This is a genomic window from Parahoeflea alexandrii (genome assembly GCF_027214025.1).
Classification (GTDB): domain Bacteria; phylum Pseudomonadota; class Alphaproteobacteria; order Rhizobiales; family Rhizobiaceae; genus Hoeflea; species Hoeflea alexandrii_A.
In genome coordinates, this window is sequence record NZ_JAPWHB010000001.1 from 865,061 (window position 1) to 885,393 (window position 20,333).

The window sequence follows — 20,333 nt, forward strand, 5'->3', positions numbered from 1 at the left end:
GTGCTGTAAGTGGAGACATGGCAATGGCACTGGAACTGAGACCGAACTGCGAATGCTGCGACAAGGACCTGCCGCCTGATGCGACGGATGCGCGGATCTGCACCTTCGAGTGCACCTTCTGCGCCGATTGCGTGGAGACCGTTCTGTTGAACGTCTGCCCCAATTGCGGGGGCGGGTTTGCGCCACGGCCGATCCGTCCGGCAACGGAATGGCGGCCCGGACTGTCGGTCGCCAAGCGGCCACCGTCGGCAACCCGCGTGCACATGTCCTGGTCCATGGAAGATGCCGCGGTGTTTTCACAGCGGCTCAAGGATGTGCCACCCGAGCAGCGCTGAGGCCCACTCCCCTCACCCGCGCAGGGGATAAGGTCTTTCCGCCGGGATGGATTGGGGCTTGGCGGTATCCGCGCGCGACGGCTGCGACACAGGCGCCTTTTTCCGCCTCACGCCGTTGAACATCAGCATCAGGGCCGCGCTGCGGCTGACGGCGAGGTGGATGGCGTAGGAGATCAGGCCGGCGGAGGTGGCAATGATCGCGAATTCGAGCACCGGCGGCAAATCGACCATCAGGAACAACGTCGCCAGCACATAGATCACCGGGTGGTGAAACAGGTAGATGGTGAACGAGGCGTCGACCAGCTTTCGCACCCGCGCATCGGGGCGGTTGAAATGCCGGTGCGCCAGGTTCGAGATGTAGCCGACGATCATCAGCGCACCCAAAATCGCCGCCATCACCTTCAGGGTGTGATCGATCAGGTTGGCATGCGGCACCTGGGCGTAGAGGACCAGCGCCACGCCGGCGAGCGCGGCCAACGGGCCCGGCCTGAGCAGCAGGTCGTTGAGCTTGCGGCTCGAATAGACCAGCGCGCCGAAGCCGAAATAGATGACATAGAGATTGTAGTTGATCATCGCGTTTCCGTAGTAGGGGCTTGCCCCAACGACGATTTCCTGAGCGCGGGCGGCGAGCTCGCAGATGGCGGCGACGGCGGCGAGCGAGAGGATGCGGTTGTCGCCGACCCAGGCGACGAAGGCCTCCAGCCGGGCGCGCAAGGTTCCGCGGCTCAGCGCCTGCAGGATCGCGAGCCCGATGCAATAGGCGATCAGCACCCAGAGGAACCACAGATGCGCGATCCACGGCTCGCCGAAATGGCTGAGTTGAGCCGCGATCAGGCCCGGAACATCCGATGCCGGCACCGTGCCCTTGACGGCAAGCGCCACCTGCTGGACGGCGATCTGGAACGGCACGATCAGCAGCGTGGCGGAGAGCAGCGGCAGGCCGAGGCGGACCAGCCTTGACCTCAGCCAGGGCCAGGCGCCCTGCCGGTCAAGCAACATCATCGAGAACAGGCCCGCGAGCAGGAAAAAGCCGGGCATGCGAAAACTGTGCAGGAAATCGGCAAGCCAGGTGAGCAGCTGGCTCTTGTCGGGTGAGGCCACCGACCATTCATGGCTCAGCGAATAGATCACGGCGGCATGAAACGGAATGCCGAGCACGAGATAGAGCGCCCGGGAAAAATCCCAGTGGTGCAGGCGTTGTGCCCTTTCGCCTTGCATCAAAGTCATCCGCTATCCGATCGCATTGATTGCCATCCAATCGAGACCGCATTCTGCCTTGCGAAGGGTTAAGGCCAGGTTCGATATGCCGGATGAACTTGTTTCAAATTATTTCTGCCGGTCCCTTGTCCGACGACCGCAGGCCATTTTCACCTTCAAATAGAACCAAATGCACGATACACTCCACTATCGCATATCCGGGAAGACGTGCATTACGTGACGATCTCATCTCATTCCGTAACAGTGGATCAATGAGATGAAGACCGGTGACTTGAATGGGCGAACGCCGCCACTGATGGAGTGGAAGGCTGCACGAAGAGACTGCCGTTTTGTGAGGGGATTGGGAGCCTCGGAAGCCCCTATGCGTTTCACTGAAAATGCTCAACTTGGCATAAAGCAGAATGAGGTCACACAATGCAGATCGATGTTCTCGCGCTCGTTATATCAGTCGCACTTTTCGCCTGCCTGCTGGCACTTCTCATTGCATTCAACTGGCGGAAAATTGAAGTCTCGCCGACTGTAATAGGCGTGTTCCTGCTCCCCATCGTTTTCTACCTGATCCTCAGTGGAGCCATCTCAGAGTTCGCGGGAGGCGGCTTTTCTGTAAAGCTGCACGAGTTATCCTCCAAGCCAGTGGCAACCAAATCGATTGAGTTGGGAAGCATAGTCGGAACAAAGGCCCTTAATGCCGACATCGCTCGTTCGGCCTTTTTCCAGCAGGCCCAAAGGGTCATAGCGATAGATGCCGATGCTTGGGAAAAGGTCCCGGAAGACGATAGAAACGCCCGAGTGCTGGTACTGGCCACCTCAATTTACCAGTCACTACTAAGTGGCGGATTCCATGGCCTGATTGTTCTCGATGACGCGCATAAACCCATAGGATTTTTTGAATCTTCCTACTTTCTGGACCTCGTCCGATTGCCACTTGATGGCGGGGCCATTGATTATAAAGTCAAGCATCTGACGATTACGCCGGACCAAATCAAGGCAAGACTGCAAAAAACAAATTTTGCCGTATTGATGAAAAATCCGCGGATACGCGCAACAAGAGAAGGCAACAAGATCTGGCTGGATTACCGGTCAACATTGGCAGAACTGTTCGCGGCTGTTCGTAAGAACCGGCTTGACGCGGTTGTTCTTATCGATTTTCGGGGCGCCTATGTCGGCGTGGTTTCACGCGACAATCTGGTTGACCAGATTCTGGATGAATTGCTCGGAGCAGGTTCGACGCCTGCCACAAGCGAAACAGCTGACCTAAGATAGAACTTTTGAGACCATAGTAAGAAGCCGTAATCTGCTTGCCGGATCCGGTTGACTGGCAGCCTATAGCTCCATCCCTGCTACACACCGGCTTCCGGCATGAACATTGCAAAAAGGCCGGGATCGCTCCCGGCCCTCATCTTCACAACCCGTAAAGGCTCAGTTCTTCGACTTGTCGACCAGCGCGTTGCCCTTGATCCAGGGCATCATGCCGCGCAGCTTTTCGCCGACTTCCTCGATCTGGTGACGGTCGTTCATGCGGCGGATGCCCTTGAAGCGCGAGGCGCCGGCCTTGTATTCCTGCATCCAGTCGCTAGTGAACTTGCCGGTCTGGATGTCGTTGAGAACGCGCTTCATCTCGGCCTTGGTTTCGGCGGTGATGATGCGCGGGCCGGAGACATATTCGCCCCACTCGGCGGTGTTGGAGATCGAGTAGTTCATGTTGGCGATGCCGCCTTCATAGATCAGGTCGACGATCAGCTTGACCTCGTGAAGGCACTCGAAATAGGCCATTTCCGGCGCGTAGCCGGCTTCGACCAGCGTTTCGAAACCGGCGCGGATCAGTTCGACCAGACCGCCGCAGAGAACAACCTGCTCGCCGAAAAGGTCGGTTTCGCACTCTTCGCGGAAGTTGGTCTCGATGATGCCGGAGCGGCCGCCGCCGACGCCGCAGGCGTAGGAGAGCGCCAGATCATGGGCGTTGCCCGAAGCATCCTGGTGGATGGCGATCAGGCACGGCACGCCGCCGCCCTTCTGGTATTCGCCGCGCACGGTGTGGCCGGGGCCCTTGGGCGCGATCATGACGACGTCGACCGAAGCCTTCGGCTCGATCAGGCCGAAATGGACATTGAGGCCGTGGGCGAAGGCGATGGCCGCGCCGTCGCGGATGTTGTCGGCGATCTCGTTCTTGTAGATGTCGGCCTGCAGTTCGTCAGGGGTCGCCATCATCATCAGGTCGGCCCAGGCGGCAGCTTCGGCCACGGTCATGACCTTGAAACCGTCGGCTTCGGCCTTCTTGACGGTCGGCGAACCGGCCTTCAGCGCAATGGCGACGTTGCCGGCGCCCGAATCCTTCAGGTTGAGCGCATGCGCCCGGCCCTGGGAACCGTAGCCGATGATGGCCACCTTCTTCGACTTGATCAGGTTGAGATCGGCGTCGCGATCATAATATACGCGCATGAGACACTCCCGTTGGTTCGCGTTGTCGTTGTTGGCCGGATGCGGGGCGTTCCCCGCCGCCGGAAGTTCGTGTTTCACCCCCGGCCGTATAGCCTGAGGAATTTCGTCACCGCCTGGGCGGATATCGTGCCGATCTCGGCCTGGTCCGGATGGCTGTCCTCGCCCAGCAGCAGCCGGATCTGGGTGTCGGCGACAACCAGCCCGAAGAGGCTGCGGAAGGCGTCGGCCACGTCGGCGAAGTCAAGCAGTCCCGCCGCCCTGCCCGCCTCGAGCAGCGGCTCGATGCGCCGTTTCATCGCGAACGGCCCGTTGGTCAGCACGATTTCGCCGAGCCGGCTCTTGCCCGATCCCGCGTGGGAAACGGCGGCGCGGTTGAGCGCGATCGACAGATCGCCGGTAATCACCGTGAGCCAGCTCGCGGCAAATCCGGTGAGCGCCGCCTCGAGGCTTTGGCGCGTGAGCCGGTCTTCGGGCAGTTTCGGCATCCGCACCTTCGAGGCCTGCCAGCGCACGGTGGCGGTCAGCAGCCCGTCGCGGTCGCCGAACCACTTGTAAAGCGTCTCCTTGGAGCAGCTCGCCGCACGCGCCACGGCGGCGACCGAGAACCCGTCGCCTTCCGCCACCATCAGCTTGAGCACCGCATCGAGCACTTCGCGCTGGCGCTCAGACAGGGCTTCGCCCGCCGACGCGGCCATGGCGGCATCAGCGGGCGCTGCGGCCGGCCTGGGAGCAATATCTGGGGCAAGGGTCATGTTCATGCGCGGCATGTACCGTACCGTACGGTACTGCGTCAAGTGGAAACATGTGGCCGGGCCCTGGAAAGCAAACTCTACGCCGACCCCCGGCCGCGGGGTGTCGGCCGGCACCGGCACTCAGCGTGGAAGCGCTCAGTTCAGGACCTGGAAATATCGCGCAGGAGCAGAATGAACCCGGCGGCGAGCAAGGTCATGGCGGCGATGAAGAGGGTCGCGATCAGGTTCGAAATGTCGGGCACGAGGTAATCGCTGACAAAGATGGACACGACGACAGAGCAGATCAGGATGGCGGCGGTGGAGTTGCATCTGATGGCCCACCGGAGCCGCGATACACGGGCGGCAAGCAAGCGCGATACTGCCTTGTCCGGCCCAGCCACCGTTCCCTCACCTTCCGGACGCGCGCCAAGCGCGCGGATCTGATCCTGGGTCTGGGACAGGCGATTGAACAGGAGGGCCAACAGCGCGGCAATCGCGGTCAGCATGAAGACCGGCGCGACGGAGAGCTGGATTTCCTGGGCGATCGACAGCGAATCCGGCAAGGCTTGCATTCGGCGTATCCTTTGAAAACAGGTCAGTTCACATCATTTCAGGGTGTTCAGGCGGGAATCATGTCGAAGATTGCGTTGATCACCGCATCGACGGCCACGGCGGCAAGTATCATTCCCATGACCCGGCTGACAATCGCAGCACCGCCCTTGCCGATGACCTTCAGGATCGGGCCGGCGAGCAGCATGAGAACCAGAGCGCAGGCGAGCACAGCCATAAGGATGGCGGCCGTGACAACCTGCTCGGAGATGCTGAAGCGGTTGTTGTCGGTCAACAAAACAACCGCCAGCATGGCGCCGGGCGAGGCGATCGAGGGCACCGCAAGCGGGAAAATGGCCGGCGACGGGGCATCCTGGGCGACGGCCTCGGCCGTTTCGCGCTCGGGCTTGGACTCGCCAAAGATCATGGTCAGCGCAAACAGGAACAGGATGAGCCCGCCGGCAATCTGAAACGCCGGCAGACTGATTCCGAGCGCATCGATCAGGAACTGTCCGGCGACCAGGAAGAACAGAAGCACGCACGCGGCTATCAGCGCAGCTTGCAGCGCGACCCGGCGGTGCACTGCCGGGTCCAGCGCCGCCGTTACGGCAACGAAAACCGGTATCGTGCCGATCGGATCGATCACCACCCAGAGTGTTACAAACTGCTCGAATATACTGGCCATCATTCTGCCGTCCGCGGTTGAGGGATTGCGACACTCGTTCGACGCATCTTGCACCGGCAAAGCCTAACAGTGTCCTTGCAGCCTTGCACAGCCGGTTCGGCCTGCTTCCAGGCTCCCGGTGATGCAAGCCTCCAGCGGCCCCGCAAGCCTGCGGGCGGTCGCCGATGCAATGCCGCTCCCGGGCGAAGAATCGTTGCGCCGCCGGGTTCAGTTCGGCAGATGGCAGCGCACCAGGTTCTGGTCCGCGCCGTCGATGCTCAGCTGCATGGCGCTGCGGCTGAGCATTTCCATGGAGATGGCGCGCTTGATCGTCTTGCGCCCCACCTTGCAGCTTGCTTCACCCTGCATATACCCCTGCCCCGGCGCGCCGGGTTCGAAGCTGCAGGTTTCGCCCGGATGGCGAAGCGTGCCAGGCGTGATCACTGCGAAACCGTCGAAGGCGGTCTGGTCCATCATCGCGCAGCCATCGCCGGACCGGGCCCAGATTCCGACATAGGCGAGCCGGCTTTCATTGCGGTCGTGGGTTCCGGCCTCGATCGTGTCCTCGCGCAACAGGCTCCGCGGCGGCGTCAGCGATTCGAAATTCGGCGGCGCGACCGGCCGCGGCTGCGGCGGGCTGGATTGCGCGGCACAACCGGCCAGCGCCGCGGCGAGCAGGGCCGCGGATGCTGCCGCGATGATCGTGGAGGTGAGCCGACTCATTCTGTTTCCCGCGAAATTATCGGTGTTTTCTGACCGAGCGGCGTCACATTTTCAAGCACCATCGCGCCAAGCCGGACTGGATGCCGGCCGGGAGAGGCAAAAGCGCCTGATCAACGGTTCCTGATCATGCGCGACCGGGCCGCCGCCTGGGCGCGCCTCAGGCCTCCGCGCCGGCGTCGAAGCGCTTGCGGGCGGATTCGACGGCAGCGAAATTGTCCCCGGCCCAGACCACCAGGTCGTTGAGCGGGGTGAGCATTGAGGTTCCCAGAGCCGTCAGGCCGTATTCGACGCTTGGCGGCTTGGTGGCGTAGACCTTGCGGTAGACATGACCGTCACGTTCGAGATCTCTGAGCGTCTGGGTCAGCATGCGCTGCGAGATGTCGGGCACCAGGCGGCGCAACTCGCCGAAGCGGTAGGGCCGTTCGCTGAGCGCCAGCAGCAGCAAGGTGCTCCACTTGCCGAAGATCCCCTGCATGACCTGGCGCACGGGGCAGTTTTCGAAGGAACTATGCTGCTGCAGTGCCCGGAGCCGGTCGGCGAACGAGATATACGCATCCATGGGTGGTTCCCTCGAGGTAACTATAGGCGGCAAAACTGCCTTCTTTCGCATTCCTTTTACATACCATATGTGCAGTAACTCTCAATATGAGAGCTACTGTATTTTCGAGACAGCGCAGCCTGCGATGTCTCCCATGAAAGGAAAAGACATGACTGGCAAACTGCTTATAACGGGCGCTTCGGGAAAACTTGGCTCCGCAGTAGTGCATCACCTGCTCGACAGCTTCAAAGTGCCCGCTTCCAGCCTCATCGCCGGTTCGCGTGACACCGGCAAGCTCTCGGAACTTGCCAGCCGCGGGGTCGAAACCCGCCGGGTCGATTTCGACGATCAGGCTTCGCTGACCGAGGCGCTTGCCGGTGCGGATCGCGTTCTGATCGTATCCACCGATGCGATTGATGCGTCCGGCACCCGCTTGCGCCAGCACCTGGCAGCCGTCGAGGCGGCGAAAAAGGCAGGCGTTGGCCGCATCTTCTACACATCAATGCCAAGCCCGGATGACAGCCTGATCACCTTTGCCCCCGACCATCTGGGTACGGAGGAGGCAATTAAGGCCTCGGGGCTTTCCTACACCATTTTCCGCAATGGCTGGTACATGGAGAACCTGTTCATGGTCCTGCCCACCGCCCTTGCCAGTGGCCAATGGTACAGTTCCTCTGGCGATGGCAAGCTGGCCCATATCGCGCGCGATGATATTGCCCGCGCCATTGCTGCGGGGCTCGCCGCCCCTGCGGCCGAGAATGCCACCTACACACTGACCGGCGAGACCGCGCACACCACCGAGGAAATTGCGGCGCTTACCAGCGAGATTACCGGCAAGCCTCTGACGGTGGTGCATGTCACCGATGAACAACTGGCCCAGGGCATGGCCGGCGCCGGCGTTCCGGCCCCCTACATCCCGACCTTCGTCTCCTTCGACGCCAACACGCGCGAAGGCAAGATTTCCATGATCACCAGCGACGCCGCCAGCCTTTCCGGCAAGGAACTGATGTCACTGGAGAGCTTCCTGGAAGCCAGCAAGGCAGCGCTTGCGGGCTGAGGCCCGCCTCAGCTTCACCAAATGTCATGGTTCCGATCTCCTGCCATGACACTGGCGATGACACTGGCCATGACACCGGCCTCCCTTCATCTCCCGGTGATGCAGGGGGGCCGGGCTCAGCCGCAGGCGCGGACGAAGCGGCGGACGGTTTCGGCCATGCCGTATTCGAGCGCGTCAGCGGTCAGGCCGTGGCCGATCGAGACTTCGAGCAGATTGGGCAGCGCGCGGGCAAGGGCCGGCAGGTTGTCGACCGTCAGGTCGTGACCGGCATTGACGCCGAGACCGAGTTCGGCGGCGATCCTGCCCGAAGCTTCGAGTTTTGCGAGTTCTTCGGCAGCACGGGCGGGGTCGTCATAGGTGCCGCCATACGGCCCGGTGTAAAATTCCACCCGGTCGGCGCCGGTGGCGCTCGCGGCTTCGAGTGCGGCGCGGCTGGCATCGGGATCGCAGAACAGCGAGACGCGGGCGCCGCCCTTCTTCAGCCGCTGCACCACCGAGCGCAGGAAATTGCCCTTGCCTTCGAAATCCCAGCCGTGATCGGAAGTCGCCTGCGCCGGATCGTCCGGCACGAGGGTTACCTGCTCGGGCGCATTGGCGGCGACGAGTTCCATGAATTCGTCTGTCGGATAGCCTTCGATATTGAACTCGGCTTGAGGGAATTCATCGTCGATCAGCGCCCGGATCCCGGGAAGATCGGAGAAGCGGATATGGCGCTGGTCGGGCCGCGGGTGCACCGTCAGCCCGTGGGCGCCGTTCGCGAGCGCGATCCGCCCCAGGCCGGTGACGCTCGGCCATGGCAGATCGCGGCGGTTGCGGAGCATGGCCACGGCGTTGAGATTGACGGAAAGCTGAGCGGGCATGGCGGCCTCACGGACAAGGACAACTGGAAAACCTCAGGCGTTCAGGCCTCAGGTTGCTGCTGCCGTTATCTAAAGCATTGGCGGGCGATGTGAAATGAATTTCGGGAAAGTCCGCATTCCCGGCCTGAATGAATGGAAGGTGCGTCCTGCGAAAGGCCTCTCGCCCTGGCATGGAACAACGGATCCCAGCTCAGCAAGACGGGCTCAGGATCTGCCTTTGCGCAGCCGGCCGGAATAGTCCTGCAGCTGCTCATTGTAGGATTCGATCATCCGGCGCTGGCGTTTTCTTCCAATCCGTAGCGCGATCCAGAAGAAGCCGACCGTGAACAGAGCAATCAGGCCGAAGAGCGGCCAGCCGAGGTCTTTCAGTTCCGCGGAGCCGAAGACCTGGACGAGCAGGCGCTCGTAATCAAAGGCATGGGCAGGACCAGCCAAAGTGACACCGGCCAGGACTGCAATCACGGTCAGATAGCGCATCGAAGTCTTCCTTGTGCGAAACACCGGGATTTGTTCTAGCGCGCGGGCGTTAAGAAATCGCTCACCGGGCAGACGCCGGCGCAAGGCGGGAGACACACTGCGGCCGGCGGATCAATGTCAGAAGGTGTAGCGCTTTATTAGGATATATTACGCAATATACATTTAGCCCTCGCTAATTCCACAGCAACACTTCAACAGGGTTTGCAGGGGCCATTTCGATCCGGCCGGACCATGAGCGCCTCGCAACCAACCAGACGGACATGACATTGCCGACATACCCCCTTCCCGAGCACGAGACCGAGCGAATGGCCAAGCTGCGGGAGTTCGCTGTGCTCGACAGCATACCGCAGGATGTCTACGACCGGGTGACCCGGCTTGCGGCGCGACTTCTTGACGCCCCGATTGCAGTGGCCTCGCTGATCGACGAGGACCGGCAATGGTTCAAGGCATGCAGCGGCGTCGCTGCATCCAACATGCCCAGGGAGTGGTCGTTCTGCGCCCATGCCATCTGCCAGCACGAGGTGTTCGTCATCGAGGATGCCAGTCGGGATGAGCGGTTCAGCAACAATCCGTTCGTCACCGGGGAGCCGGGCCTGAGATTTTATGCGGGCGCGCCGCTCACCGCCAGCGGCGGGCTCAACATGGGCACGCTCAGCGTGCTCGACACAAGGCCACGGACGATCACCGACGATCAGAAGCGGATGCTTGCCGACCTTGCGGCCATGATCATGGATTCGCTCGAGACCCGTCTTATCATCGACCAGGAAGAGAGAACGAAGATCCGGTTCATCGACGCGATGGAATCCCTGCCCACGGGATTTGTGATGTATGACCGCCGCGACCGCCTGGTCGCCTGCAACCAGCGCTACCGGGCCATGCTTCCACGCGTCGCCGAATTCATCGTCGAGGGGGTGGATTTCGAGAGCATCCTGCGACGCGGGGTCGACAGCGGCCAGTTCCCCGAAGCGGCGGGGGATGAGGAAAACTGGATTGCCAGGCTGATGCGGGACCACCAGGCGCCAGGGGCGCGTCATGAACATGCGCTGCCCGGCAACCGATGGATCGCCTTCCAGGAGCGCCGCACCAGCGATGGCGGCATCGTCGGCTTCAGCTACGATATCACGGAGATAAAAAAGCAGGAGCGGCAGCTGGCCCAACTTGCCTGGACCGACAGCCTGACCGGCTGCATGAACCGGCATCGCTTCATGGAACTGGCGAGCATCGAGCTCGAGCGAACCAGGCGGAGCGGCGGAAGCGCCTGCCTGATGCTTCTGGATGCGGATCACTTCAAGCAGATCAATGATCGCAACGGACATGCCGCCGGCGACGAGGTTCTCAAGGGACTTGTGCAGCGGTGGCACAAGGTGCTGCGCTCGCACGATCTCATCGGCCGCGTCGGCGGCGAGGAATTCTGCGTCTTGCTGCCGGATGCGGGCATCGAGGCGGCTTCGGCACTGGCCGAACGGCTGCGGGCCTCGGTCGCGGACTTGCCGTTCCATTTCGAGGGCCAGTTGCTGCGCGTGACCGTGAGCCTCGGGGTGGCTGCGCTTGCCCCGGGCGACGACCTGAATTCGCTGATGCGGCGTGCCGACGTGGCGCTTTACGAAGCCAAGGAAGCGGGCCGCGACCGGTTCATCGTCAAGGCAGCCTGAGAGGCGCTCGCACACTGGCGCCCCCCGTCCGGGAGGACCGGTTGCCTGAGGTTCCGGTGCTTCGGAAATCCTTTTCGAGCGGTTGCCGAAGGGCAGCCTCGGATCGCTCGAAAGGCAAGCTTGCCCGCTCCCGTTGAGAGGCATACGCTGCTCGCCGTGGAGGCGAGCGATGATTTTCGTAGGCACGACGAAGAGCGGGGGCCGCATCGAGTACCGCGACCGGAAACGCGGGCTCTGGATCCTGTCGGTGCTGTCGCCTTCCCTGCCGGGCCTGGCAGCCCTGGCGCTGCTTACGAGCGGTGACGCCTGGTGGGCCGCCGTTCCGATCGTCTTCTATTATGGCGTCTTCGTCATCGGAGACCATCTGGTCGACGTCGATCCGAACAACCCGCCGGAAGAGGTTGTCGAAGCAATGGCCTCCGACCCGTATTACCGGATGCTGCTGTTCCTCGCCGTGCCGGTGTTCTGGTTTTCATTCCTGACTTGCGCGATTGCCGCCGGACAGCCCGGCACCCCCTGGTGGGCCTGGATTGGTCTGGTCGCGGCTGCGGGGGTGAGTTCGGGCACAGCCATCACCGTCGGGCACGAGCTCGGCCACAAGCCGAACCGGCTCGATCAATGGGGCGCAAAATTCGCGAACGCGGTCTCGGGTTACGGGCATTTCTGCATCGAGCACAATCGCGGCCACCATGTGCATGTCGCCACCCCCGAGGATCCCGCCTCGGCCCGGCTTGGCGAAAGCCTGTGGCGCTTCGCATGCCGCGAGATCCCGGGCACGGCGTTGCGCGGCTGGCGGATGGAACGGGCCCGGCTGGCGCGCAGGGGCTTGGGGTTCTGGCACTGGCGCAACGACATCCTGCAGGGCTACGCGATCACGCTTGCGGCGGACCTCGCGCTGATCGCCCTGTTCGGCTGGCCGATGCTGGCGTTTGTGCTGGTTCACAACCTGATCGGCTGGTTTCACCTGACCACCGCCAACTATGTCGAGCATTACGGGCTCAAGCGGGATCAGAAGCCCGACGGGCGCTACGAACCGTGCGAGCCGCGGCATTCGTGGAACACCAACCACATCATCTCGAACCTGATGCTGTTCCATTTGCAGCGGCATTCGGACCATCACGCCAACCCGCTCAGGCCCTACCAGGCGCTGCGCTCCTTCGACGAGTTGCCGACCCTGCCGTCGGGCTATCCCGGCAGCTTCCTGCTTGCGGTCATTCCATCGCTCTGGTTCCGGGTGATGGATCCGAAAGTGATGGCCTGGGCCGGCGGCGATCTCGCCAGGACCAATCTCGATCCCGCGCGGGCCGCCGAGTACCGGGCGCGGTGGCCCGCCTGGCGGACGGCTCAGGCCACCCTTGCGTAACCAGGCTGGCTGAGCGCCTGCGTGCTCTGGCCCGAGACGGTGAACCGGGACGCCAGTTCGGCGAGCGTCTGGTTGATGCCGAGCAGGTTCTGGGTGGCGGCATTGGTCTCTTCGACCATCGCCGCGTTCTGCTGGGTGATCTGGTCCATGGCGCTGACGGAGCTGTTGATCTCGGATATCCCGGTGGACTGCTCCTGCGCGGCCTGGGAGATCGTGGCAAAGTGCTCGCTGATGACCTGCACCTGGCCGCCGATGCTGCCGAGCGCCTCTCCGGTCTTGTTGACCAGTTCGACACCGGTCAGCACATCGGAGAATGAGGCCTCGATCAGTTCCTTGATCTCCTTGGCAGCCGATGCGGAGCGCTGCGCCAGTTCGCGCACTTCCTGGGCGACGACGGCAAACCCCCTGCCCGCCTCTCCCGCGCGGGCGGCCTCGACCCCGGCATTGAGAGCCAGCAGGTTGGTCTGGAAGGAGATCTCGTCGATCACCGAGATGATCTGGGTGATCTTCTTGGACGATTCCTCGATCTTGCCCATGGCGGCGATCGCATCGGTCACTGTCTTGCCCGATTGCGCGGCCTGCTCGGAGGTCTGGCTGACCACCTGGCGGGCTTCTTTGGTGCGTTCGGAGGATTGCCTTGAAATCGTGCTGATCTGCTCGATTGCCGCCGCGGTCTGCTCAAGTGCCGCGGCCTGCTGCTCGGTGCGCCGCGCCATATCGTCGGTTGCACCGGAAAGCTCGCGGGTATCGGACGCAGACTGTTTGATCGAGGCCGCGATGTCGAGAAACGCCTCGTCAAGCTTGGACACCGCGGTGTTGAACTTGCTCTTGAGATCATCGAAATCGGAGCAAAGGTCTTCCGTGATGGAGGACCGCAAGTCACCCTGCGCCAAGGTGGTGAGCGCACGGTCCAGCGCCGCCAGGGCCATGTCCTGTTCGGCCTTAAGGCGCGCGCGTTCGCGTTCAGCCTTGGCGCGTTCCTGGCTCAGTTCATCGAGGTAGACCGAGATCGCATAGTCCATGTCGATGAGCGCGGCCTTGACCACGGCGGACACGTCCTTTGCTGCCTTGTCGGCTTTCTTCCTCGTTCCGAATCCTTTCAGTTCCTTGGCGATGATACGGGTCACCAGTTCTTCAAGGATCAGCGAGTAGCCGCCGATGTACCATTTGGGTTCAAGACCCAGTTTGGCATGGACCTTGCCGATGCGGGTCACGCCTTCGATATAGGCATTGTCGAACTTTCCGGAGGCAATGATGCCCCAGTGATCCACCTGCTTCTGCTTGGCATGTTCGATATGGGAGGCATCGCGGAAATGCCGCGCGGTTTCCGGATTGGATTTGGCCTGACCGTAAAACCGGTCGAGCGCCGGCCCGACTGCTTCCGCTATCAAGGGCTTGAGGGCGCTCAGCGTCGTCATCTGCGCTGAATCCATGCCGACAAAGGTCAGTTTTTCCGATATTTCTTTTTCGCTCATTGCAGCTATTCCGATCCGAGGCCTAGAGGAGGAGCGGAAAATCCGCCGTTGTCAGGCTTGCAACAAGATCATCATGGTCTTGCCGTGATGTTTGTTCGTTTATTACTAAAAACTAATTAATCACTGCGGCAAGATCTCACAATTGGCGAATATAAAACTACAATGTAATCATATGTACGTTACAGTACATTTCGTGAGGACAAAAGAAAGACCAGGCCCTGTTGAAGCAAGAGTCAAGGTTCAGCGAACCTCAACAGCGCCAGGTGGGTCACGCCGCTCTGGCAGTTCCCCGGTGCTCCAACACTTGTCTGCTCTGCCCCGATAATGAGAAGCGCGAAACAAGCTGGCCAAGGGTCTGGTTGATGCCGAGCAGGTTCTGTGTGGCCGCGTTGGTCTGCTCGACCATCGCCGCATTCTGCTGGGTGATCTGGTCCATGGAGCCAACGGCTGCGTTGATCTCGGATATTCCGGTGGCCTGTTCCCGTGCGGCCATCGCGATTACGCCAAAATGTTCGCTGATGACGCGGACCTGGCCACCGATGCTGCTCAACGTCTCTCCGGTCTTGTTGACCAGCGACACGCCCCTGAGAACATCATCGAAGGAGGCGTCGATGAGATCCTTGATTTCCCTGGCGGCTGAAGCCGAGCGCTGGGCCAGTTCACGTACCTCCTGTGCCACCACCGCAAAGCCCCTGCCCGCCTCGCCGGCTCGGGCCGCCTCGACCCCGGCATTGAGCGCCAAGAGGTTGGTCTGGAACGAGATCTCGTCAATCACGCTGATGATCTGGGTGATCTTCTTCGACGATTCCTCGATCTTGCCCATGGCCGAAATCGCGTCGGAGACCGTCTGGCCGGACAGCACCGCCTGTTCCGATGCCGCATCGACAACCTGGCGCGCCTCGGACACACGCTGTTCAGACTGTTTCGAGATGACCGAAATCTGCTCGACCGCCGCCGCGGTCTCCTCGAGCGCCGCGGCCTGCTGTTCCGTCCGCTTCGCCATGTCTTCGGTGGCGCCCGAAAGTTCACGGGTGTCGGCCGTCGATTGGCGGATGGAATCGATTATCTCGCCGAATGTCTGGCTGAGCTTGGCGACGGATGCGTTGTAGTTGGCCTTGAGCTGATCGAAATCCGCAGACAGCGGCTCGGAAATGGTGGAGCCGAGATCGCCTTCGGCCAGACCGCGAAGCGCCTGTTCGAGCGCCTCAAGCGCCTTGTCCTGGTCGGCCTTGAGCTGCGCGCGCTCCTGTTCTGCCTTTTGACGCTCCTCGTTCAGCGCATCGAGATAGACCGAGATCGAGTAATCCATGTCGATCAGCGCAGCCTTGACGACGGCGGCCACGCCCTCTCCGGTGTCCCGGGCCTTGCGGCGCGCTCCGAAACCGCCGAGTTCGCCGGCGACCACCGTTTTGATCATCTCCTCGAGGATCAGCGAATAGCCGCCGATATACCACTGCGGCTCCAGCCCCAGCCTGGCGTGAACCCGGCCGATCCGGGTCACACTCTCGATATAGGCGTGGTCAAACTTTCCGGTCATGATCGTCCGCCAGTGCTCGACCTGCTTCTGCTTGGCGTGATTGATATGGGATGCATCACGGAAATGCCGTCCGGTTTCCGGATTGGCCGCGGCCTGGGCATAAAACCGGTTCAACGCCTGGTCGATCGAACCTTCGATTTGCGGGGCGCGAGCTGCAAGTGCCGCCAACTGCGCTTTACCCATTCCGACGAAATCGAGCTTGGCCGCGATATCGCTGCGCTTGGAAGCGTCATGATGCATGATTGTAGTCCCCGGTAATCAATGATGAGCCGGGGCGGTCATCCGCCGGTTTCAAAGCTCGCAATCAGACCCTCATGATCTGCAGCACATGCCTAGTTTCAATCAGCTAACACCGACTAAACAGCCTTATGCAACATCTTGATATAAGAGAGCATTTTCTAATTTACCACTCTCTCATGCCTGAGGTTTCACGGGCTTTCACCGATGCCGTCTTGCCTCGGGGGGAGCAACATGTGCGCCAAGCCTGTGACAGCCTGTCACGGAGTTCCGCGTGACAGGATCGGACTTATGGACAAGGCAGCCGCCAGCTCCGGTCCGGGTTCAGGGTGTCAGCGGATTGCGGCTGTCGGTGAGGATCCTGCCGCCTATGGCGACGAAGCAGACGCCGGCCGCACGTTCGATCCAGTGCTGGGCATTCTCGAAGCGGGCGATGACCGGGCGCGAGGACATGAACAGGGTGACCACCGCGTACCAGATGGCGGCACTGGCCATCACCAGCGCAATCATCGCTGCCATCACCCACACCGGCATGGCGTCGGTTACCGCCGTGGCGAAGACACTTGCAAACAGCACAATGGCTTTGGGATTGGTGAGCGTCACCAGGAAACCGAAGACCAGCGGGTTGCCCGCCTCAGCGCCTGTCTCCTGCTCGATCGCGATGGATTGCGGCCTCGCCATGATCAGCCGGACCCCGAGATAGCCGAGATAAAGGCCGCCACAGATGCGTACGGCCCAGGCGAGCCATTGATACTGGACAAGGATGGCCGAGAGGCCAAGCAGACTGAGCCCGGCATATAGCCCCAGCCCCATGGTCACACCCAGCGTGGTCATCAGCCCCGCCCGCGTTCCGCGCGCCATCGAGGAGCGGACGACGGCGATGAAATCGGGGCCCGGCAGCATCAGGGCCGGGATGAAGATCGCAAACACGCTGACAAATGCAATGGTCCAGTCCATCGATGCTTTCCCTTTCCCTCGCCGGTACGCTCAGAGGCTCATGGCCAGCACCCGGCTGATCTCGGTCAGCGAGCGGCCGGATTGCTGCATCCAGGTGTTGAAGGCCGCCTGAACGTCCGCAAGGGCCTTCTTCGATGTCGGCGGCTTGTCGACCACGCCCTCGGCGATCAGCCGGTCAACCACGCTTTGCGACAGGATGAAGCTGTCCTTGCCCTGAAAACGCAAGCAATATTGGCCGCTGGTGCCGCCAAGCCGACTGCCGAGGGTCTTGAACAGCTCAAGCAGGCCGATGAAATCGGTCGAAGGCCAGTCGGCGATGGCCTTGGAGGCCGAGCCATGCTCGGCGGCAAGCGACCGCAGAAAAACGGCGTTTTGCTGCACCGAGCGGATCTTGGCGCCGTTGCGGATGATGCGCGTGTCTGAGACCAGCCGCTCGAAATCCTCGTCGGTGAGCATGGCGCAGCGGCCGGTGTCGAAGCCGTCAAACGCGGCCTCGAAACCGGGCCACATGCTTTCGACCACCTTCCAGTTGAAGCCCGCCTGAAACACGGCCCGGGTCATGGCGGCGAGCCAGCGGTCGTCAGGGATGGCGGCCACCTCCGCCGCCGGGAGGGGAGTGGACAGCATGGCCTCAAGCGCCTCGGCGCCACCCTTGCGGGCGGCTGCAATCTCGTAAATCTCATCAAATGAACGCATGGCGCCCTCCGGTGAAAACCGCCCGAACGAAAGACCATTCCGGCAAACTCAACTCTGCCTCCCCGCCGGCGCCGCATGAACGGATGCCGAGGGCTCGAGCCCCATCACTCTCCACAATGGCCATGACCGGACATGCATGTAGCGGCGCACGGGGGTCTTGACCACGATCAGCAGGAAGCCGATCGACAACAGGCACCAGACCGCGGGAACCTCGTTGGGGTTGTCGGTCAGCAATCTGGCCAGCAACGGCCCCATCGCAAGATGGTAGAGCACAATGCGCCACGATCCGAACACAAGCGGCACCACGAACATGGCGATCATGTAACTCAGGAACCCGTGACCGAGCGGCCCCCTTAGGAGCAGGCTTGAGTTGACCCAGGACGAATTGATCTCGCCAAGCGCGTTCAACGGAATTTCCCAGGCAATGTGCCAGTTCCCCGAGACAGAGCAAAGCGCCGGGCCGCAGAGCGAACGCCCCGGCCGGCAAGTCCCTGCCCATTCGAAAGGATAGACCTGCAGGATCATGAAGGCAGCAGAAGCCCCGGCGACAGCGATGGCCCACGGCATGGCCGCGCGCCGTACGTTTTCGGGCACAAAATAGAGCGCCAGCATGCAGCCGAAGAATGGCTGAAAGCAGATATGCAGGTAACCCAGCATTGTGGCGATCTGGTTGGACGGCAGCGCGCACTGGTCGATCACCGAATAGGTGAAGGCCTGCAGCAGTTCCATGCCGGAGAAATAGGCCAACGGTGTCCACAATAGCGGACTTTCGCGCTTGTAGGCCGCATAGGCGGTCGCGGCAAATCCCACCGCCGCCAGTCCGAAGGAGGCCTCGCCACTCCAACACATGCGCACTTCCCCCAATCTGGCCACCCCATCGGCACGTATTTATAATCCTCGTGCGGACCGGAATTCAAGGCAGCCGGAGACCTGCCCGTGTCCGCAAGAACACGCCGGCGCCGCCCATGGCTCGCCTCATCCGGGTCTGGTGGCCAACCAGATCATGTGCCGCGCGCCGCGCTTTTTCGTGCTGGCGCGGGTCGGCACTTCGGCGACCTGAAAGCCGGCCTGTTTCAGCCGCCGGGTGAAGGACGGATCGGGCGCGGAGGACCAGACCGAAAAGATGCCGCCCGGCGTCAGCGCACGATGGGCGAAGGCCAGCCCCTGGGCGGAGTAGAGCGCGTCGTTGCCCTGGCGGGTCAGGCCGTCGGGGCCGTTGTCGACATCGAGCAGGATCGCGTCCCAGGCGCGCTCACTGCTGCGGATCACCTCGCCGACATCGCCCTGATGAAGGCTGACGCGCGGGTCCTCAAGGCATCCGCCAAACACCTCGGCCATCGGGCCCATCGCCCAGGCGATCACCTCGGGCACCAGTTCGGCCACGGTGATGGCCGCATCCGGGCCGAGGCTTTTGAGCGCCGCGCGCAAGGTGAACCCCATGCCGAGCCCACCGATCAGCAGACGCGGCGCCTGCCTGTCCTGGAGCTTCTCCGTGGCAAGGCTGGCCAGCGCCTCTTCCGAACCGCTCAGCCGGCTGTTCATCAACTCGTTTGCGCCAAGCATGATGGAGAACTCGCTGCCGCGTTGCATCAGCTTGAGTTCGACACCGTCTTCAAGGCGGACGGCGTCAAGCCGGTTCCAGGGAATCATCGCGGTTTACCGTTGCTTCGGACAAAGTTGACGCTGCCTATAGCACGCCTGAGCAAAATGCGTAGCCGGTGGCGGCAAGCATGGTGTCATCCCCGCCGCTGAACGCTCACCACGAGGCCTGTGCACTACGGGACGGGCACGGGCCGCAGTGGTCGTCCGTGAGACAGCGGATCCCGCGCGCGGCGCCTGCCGGAAAATTCGAAATCCGGCGCGGTTTTCGACAAATAATGCTGCGCCGCACCCGCATTTGCGACCGGCGAAGACCTTTTCCGATCCGAACGGCGCCGGAATTCCGGATTTCGCGTTAAAATGGCGATCGACGCGCCCGAACGAGCAGTGTGGCAGAAATATGACAAGCCCGCGAATTTGGATGTTCCGCAGCCTTCGCGTTAAAATGGCGCTTGTGAACTCCGGTTTTTTGGCAATTGGATACTGCGTTGCACAATCGTTTTCCGGAGCTTCCCATGAAACCCTTTTCACTGCTTCTCGCCACCGGCCTGCTCGCTGCAGCCGGCGCGACTTCTTCATTTGCCGATGACGCCACGTTCGATGTCGCCTTCGGCGTCGGCGTTGCCAACAACTATATTTCCCGCGGCTCGACCCAATCGGCCGACAAGCCGATCATCGACGGCTACATGGAGGCCACATACGGCATCTTCTACGCCGGCGTCTGGGCTTCGCGCGTCGACATCGCGCCCGACGATGTCGAGATCGATTTATATGGCGGCATTCGTCCGGAATTCGGCCAGCTGTCGCTGGACCTGGGCTATGCCCGCTACATCTACGACACATCCGGCAATGTCAGCGGCGAACTCTACGCCAAGGGTTCGTTCGCACTGACCGACAGCTTCTCGGTCGGCGCCGACGTCTTCTGGGATCCGACCAACAAGACCAACTGGGTGGCGGCAAAGACCGAATTCTCCGGCCTGCCCTACGAGATCTCCTTCTCGGGCTCGGTCGGCTCCGACTTCGGCACACTCAATCTCGGGTCGGACAAGATTGCCTGGGACGCCGGCTTCTCGCGCAGCTTCGCCGATGACACCGTCACGCTCGACCTGCGCTACTACGATTCCAACAAGGATCCGGCACGCTTCGTCGCCCGTCTTGCCTTCGACACGAGCTTCTCGGCGCTCAAGGGCAAGTGATACTCACCAGTATCCCGCCGGATGACCGGC

21 protein-coding genes are annotated in these 20,333 nt (G+C 61.9%); 6 read left to right on the plus strand and 15 right to left on the minus strand.

Annotation, left to right across the window (positions count from 1 at the left end; translation table 11 throughout):
- Positions 1 to 23 precede the first annotated feature (23 nt).
- Entirely contained in the window at positions 24 to 335 is a 312-nt protein-coding gene (locus O4H62_RS04270) for a DUF1272 domain-containing protein (RefSeq protein ID WP_269385868.1), read from the plus strand.
- Positions 336 to 347: 12 nt separating this feature from the next.
- On the opposite strand, the gene O4H62_RS04275 is transcribed toward O4H62_RS04270, so the two are convergent.
- The gene (locus tag O4H62_RS04275) at positions 348 to 1,562 is read right to left on the minus strand and encodes an acyltransferase family protein (protein ID WP_269385870.1); all 1,215 of its coding nucleotides are present in this window, start codon (positions 1,560 to 1,562) and stop codon (positions 348 to 350) included.
- Positions 1,563 to 1,967: 405 nt separating this feature from the next.
- Between O4H62_RS04275 and O4H62_RS04280 the strand changes: the two genes are divergently transcribed.
- Positions 1,968 to 2,816 (plus strand): hypothetical protein, encoded by an 849-nt coding sequence (locus O4H62_RS04280; protein ID WP_269385871.1) that lies wholly within the window; start codon positions 1,968 to 1,970, stop codon positions 2,814 to 2,816.
- 156 nt (positions 2,817 to 2,972) lie between these two features.
- Here O4H62_RS04280 and ilvC read toward each other — a convergent pair whose 3' ends face one another.
- From ilvC to O4H62_RS04310, 6 genes are all read right to left on the minus strand, one after another.
- Entirely contained in the window at positions 2,973 to 3,992 is a 1,020-nt protein-coding gene (ilvC, locus tag O4H62_RS04285; protein ID WP_269385872.1) for a ketol-acid reductoisomerase, read from the minus strand.
- 74 nt (positions 3,993 to 4,066) lie between these two features.
- A complete protein-coding gene (locus tag O4H62_RS04290; RefSeq protein ID WP_430538370.1) occupies positions 4,067 to 4,750 on the minus strand; it encodes a TetR/AcrR family transcriptional regulator C-terminal domain-containing protein in 684 nt (227 codons plus the stop codon).
- A 134-nt stretch (positions 4,751 to 4,884) separates the two neighbouring features.
- The gene (locus O4H62_RS04295; RefSeq protein ID WP_269385874.1) at positions 4,885 to 5,295 is read right to left on the minus strand and encodes a DUF2721 domain-containing protein; all 411 of its coding nucleotides are present in this window, start codon (positions 5,293 to 5,295) and stop codon (positions 4,885 to 4,887) included.
- Positions 5,296 to 5,342: 47 nt separating this feature from the next.
- Complete coding sequence (locus O4H62_RS04300; RefSeq protein WP_269385875.1) at positions 5,343 to 5,960, minus strand: MarC family protein; 618 nt, start codon at positions 5,958 to 5,960, stop codon at positions 5,343 to 5,345.
- Between the two features lie 204 nt (positions 5,961 to 6,164).
- Positions 6,165 to 6,659: a hypothetical protein gene (locus O4H62_RS04305; protein ID WP_269385876.1), complete on the minus strand. Its 495-nt coding sequence runs from the start codon at positions 6,657 to 6,659 to the stop codon at positions 6,165 to 6,167.
- A gap of 157 nt (positions 6,660 to 6,816) precedes the next feature.
- Positions 6,817 to 7,218 carry a winged helix-turn-helix transcriptional regulator gene (locus O4H62_RS04310; RefSeq protein ID WP_430538371.1) on the minus strand — a complete coding sequence of 134 codons (402 nt, stop codon included), beginning with the start codon at positions 7,216 to 7,218 and terminating at the stop codon, positions 6,817 to 6,819.
- A 148-nt stretch (positions 7,219 to 7,366) separates the two neighbouring features.
- On the opposite strand from O4H62_RS04310, the gene O4H62_RS04315 reads away from it, so the two are divergent.
- Entirely contained in the window at positions 7,367 to 8,254 is an 888-nt protein-coding gene (locus O4H62_RS04315) for an SDR family oxidoreductase (protein WP_269385877.1), read from the plus strand.
- A gap of 116 nt (positions 8,255 to 8,370) precedes the next feature.
- Here O4H62_RS04315 and O4H62_RS04320 read toward each other — a convergent pair whose 3' ends face one another.
- Together O4H62_RS04320 and O4H62_RS04325 are read right to left on the minus strand one after the other, a co-directional pair.
- On the minus strand, positions 8,371 to 9,114 hold the full coding sequence (locus O4H62_RS04320; RefSeq protein ID WP_269385879.1) for a pyridoxine 5'-phosphate synthase: 744 nt from the start codon (positions 9,112 to 9,114) through the stop codon (positions 8,371 to 8,373).
- 204 nt (positions 9,115 to 9,318) lie between these two features.
- A complete protein-coding gene (locus O4H62_RS04325) occupies positions 9,319 to 9,591 on the minus strand; it encodes a hypothetical protein (protein ID WP_269385880.1) in 273 nt (90 codons plus the stop codon).
- 266 nt (positions 9,592 to 9,857) lie between these two features.
- Here O4H62_RS04325 and O4H62_RS04330 point away from each other — a divergent pair, with 266 nt between their 5' ends.
- Both O4H62_RS04330 and O4H62_RS04335 read left to right on the plus strand, forming a co-directional pair.
- Positions 9,858 to 11,243 (plus strand): diguanylate cyclase, encoded by a 1,386-nt coding sequence (locus tag O4H62_RS04330; protein ID WP_269385881.1) that lies wholly within the window; start codon positions 9,858 to 9,860, stop codon positions 11,241 to 11,243.
- 169 nt (positions 11,244 to 11,412) lie between these two features.
- Positions 11,413 to 12,606, plus strand: coding sequence for an alkane 1-monooxygenase (locus O4H62_RS04335; protein ID WP_269385883.1), 1,194 nt, complete (start codon positions 11,413 to 11,415; stop codon positions 12,604 to 12,606).
- On the opposite strand, the gene O4H62_RS04340 is transcribed toward O4H62_RS04335, so the two are convergent.
- From O4H62_RS04340 to O4H62_RS04365, 6 genes are all read right to left on the minus strand, one after another.
- Positions 12,588 to 14,081, minus strand: a complete 1,494-nt coding sequence (locus tag O4H62_RS04340) for a globin-coupled sensor protein (protein ID WP_269385884.1) — start codon at positions 14,079 to 14,081, stop codon at positions 12,588 to 12,590. The genes O4H62_RS04335 and O4H62_RS04340 overlap by 19 nt on opposite strands.
- A 268-nt stretch (positions 14,082 to 14,349) precedes the next feature.
- Positions 14,350 to 15,858, minus strand: a complete 1,509-nt coding sequence (locus O4H62_RS04345) for a globin-coupled sensor protein (protein WP_269385886.1) — start codon at positions 15,856 to 15,858, stop codon at positions 14,350 to 14,352.
- A gap of 321 nt (positions 15,859 to 16,179) precedes the next feature.
- Positions 16,180 to 16,812 (minus strand): LysE family translocator, encoded by a 633-nt coding sequence (locus O4H62_RS04350; protein WP_269385888.1) that lies wholly within the window; start codon positions 16,810 to 16,812, stop codon positions 16,180 to 16,182.
- A 30-nt stretch (positions 16,813 to 16,842) separates the two neighbouring features.
- Complete coding sequence (locus tag O4H62_RS04355) at positions 16,843 to 17,508, minus strand: DNA-3-methyladenine glycosylase I (RefSeq protein ID WP_269385889.1); 666 nt, start codon at positions 17,506 to 17,508, stop codon at positions 16,843 to 16,845.
- A 48-nt stretch (positions 17,509 to 17,556) separates the two neighbouring features.
- Complete coding sequence (locus O4H62_RS04360; RefSeq protein WP_269385890.1) at positions 17,557 to 18,357, minus strand: DUF5765 domain-containing protein; 801 nt, start codon at positions 18,355 to 18,357, stop codon at positions 17,557 to 17,559.
- Positions 18,358 to 18,483: 126 nt separating this feature from the next.
- Positions 18,484 to 19,158 (minus strand): spermidine synthase, encoded by a 675-nt coding sequence (locus O4H62_RS04365; protein WP_269385891.1) that lies wholly within the window; start codon positions 19,156 to 19,158, stop codon positions 18,484 to 18,486.
- A gap of 464 nt (positions 19,159 to 19,622) precedes the next feature.
- On the opposite strand from O4H62_RS04365, the gene O4H62_RS04370 reads away from it, so the two are divergent.
- A complete protein-coding gene (locus tag O4H62_RS04370; RefSeq protein ID WP_269385892.1) occupies positions 19,623 to 20,303 on the plus strand; it encodes a TorF family putative porin in 681 nt (226 codons plus the stop codon).
- Positions 20,304 to 20,333 lie beyond the last annotated feature (30 nt).

Bases quoted from the DNA above. Each gene is read 5' to 3' on its own strand.
- O4H62_RS04305 (WP_269385876.1), bottom strand. From the start codon at position 6,659: ATGAGTCGGCTCACCTCCACGATCATCGCGGCAGCATCCGCGGCCCTG.
- O4H62_RS04335 (WP_269385883.1), top strand. From the start codon at position 11,413: ATGATTTTCGTAGGCACGACGAAGAGCGGGGGCCGCATCGAGTACCGC.
- O4H62_RS04340 (WP_269385884.1), bottom strand. From the start codon at position 14,081: ATGAGCGAAAAAGAAATATCGGAAAAACTGACCTTTGTCGGCATGGAT.
- O4H62_RS04310 (WP_430538371.1), bottom strand. From the start codon at position 7,218: ATGGATGCGTATATCTCGTTCGCCGACCGGCTCCGGGCACTGCAGCAG.
- O4H62_RS04290 (WP_430538370.1), bottom strand. From the start codon at position 4,750: ATGAACATGACCCTTGCCCCAGATATTGCTCCCAGGCCGGCCGCAGCG.
- O4H62_RS04300 (WP_269385875.1), bottom strand. From the start codon at position 5,960: ATGATGGCCAGTATATTCGAGCAGTTTGTAACACTCTGGGTGGTGATC.
- O4H62_RS04345 (WP_269385886.1), bottom strand. From the start codon at position 15,858: ATGCATCATGACGCTTCCAAGCGCAGCGATATCGCGGCCAAGCTCGAT.
- O4H62_RS04355 (WP_269385889.1), bottom strand. From the start codon at position 17,508: ATGCGTTCATTTGATGAGATTTACGAGATTGCAGCCGCCCGCAAGGGT.
- O4H62_RS04315 (WP_269385877.1), top strand. From the start codon at position 7,367: ATGACTGGCAAACTGCTTATAACGGGCGCTTCGGGAAAACTTGGCTCC.
- O4H62_RS04280 (WP_269385871.1), top strand. From the start codon at position 1,968: ATGCAGATCGATGTTCTCGCGCTCGTTATATCAGTCGCACTTTTCGCC.
- O4H62_RS04275 (WP_269385870.1), bottom strand. From the start codon at position 1,562: ATGACTTTGATGCAAGGCGAAAGGGCACAACGCCTGCACCACTGGGAT.
- O4H62_RS04320 (WP_269385879.1), bottom strand. From the start codon at position 9,114: ATGCCCGCTCAGCTTTCCGTCAATCTCAACGCCGTGGCCATGCTCCGC.
- O4H62_RS04370 (WP_269385892.1), top strand. From the start codon at position 19,623: ATGAAACCCTTTTCACTGCTTCTCGCCACCGGCCTGCTCGCTGCAGCC.
- O4H62_RS04295 (WP_269385874.1), bottom strand. From the start codon at position 5,295: ATGCAAGCCTTGCCGGATTCGCTGTCGATCGCCCAGGAAATCCAGCTC.
- O4H62_RS04350 (WP_269385888.1), bottom strand. From the start codon at position 16,812: ATGGACTGGACCATTGCATTTGTCAGCGTGTTTGCGATCTTCATCCCG.
- O4H62_RS04360 (WP_269385890.1), bottom strand. From the start codon at position 18,357: ATGTGTTGGAGTGGCGAGGCCTCCTTCGGACTGGCGGCGGTGGGATTT.
- O4H62_RS04270 (WP_269385868.1), top strand. From the start codon at position 24: ATGGCACTGGAACTGAGACCGAACTGCGAATGCTGCGACAAGGACCTG.
- O4H62_RS04325 (WP_269385880.1), bottom strand. From the start codon at position 9,591: ATGCGCTATCTGACCGTGATTGCAGTCCTGGCCGGTGTCACTTTGGCT.
- ilvC (WP_269385872.1), bottom strand. From the start codon at position 3,992: ATGCGCGTATATTATGATCGCGACGCCGATCTCAACCTGATCAAGTCG.
- O4H62_RS04365 (WP_269385891.1), bottom strand. From the start codon at position 19,158: ATGATTCCCTGGAACCGGCTTGACGCCGTCCGCCTTGAAGACGGTGTC.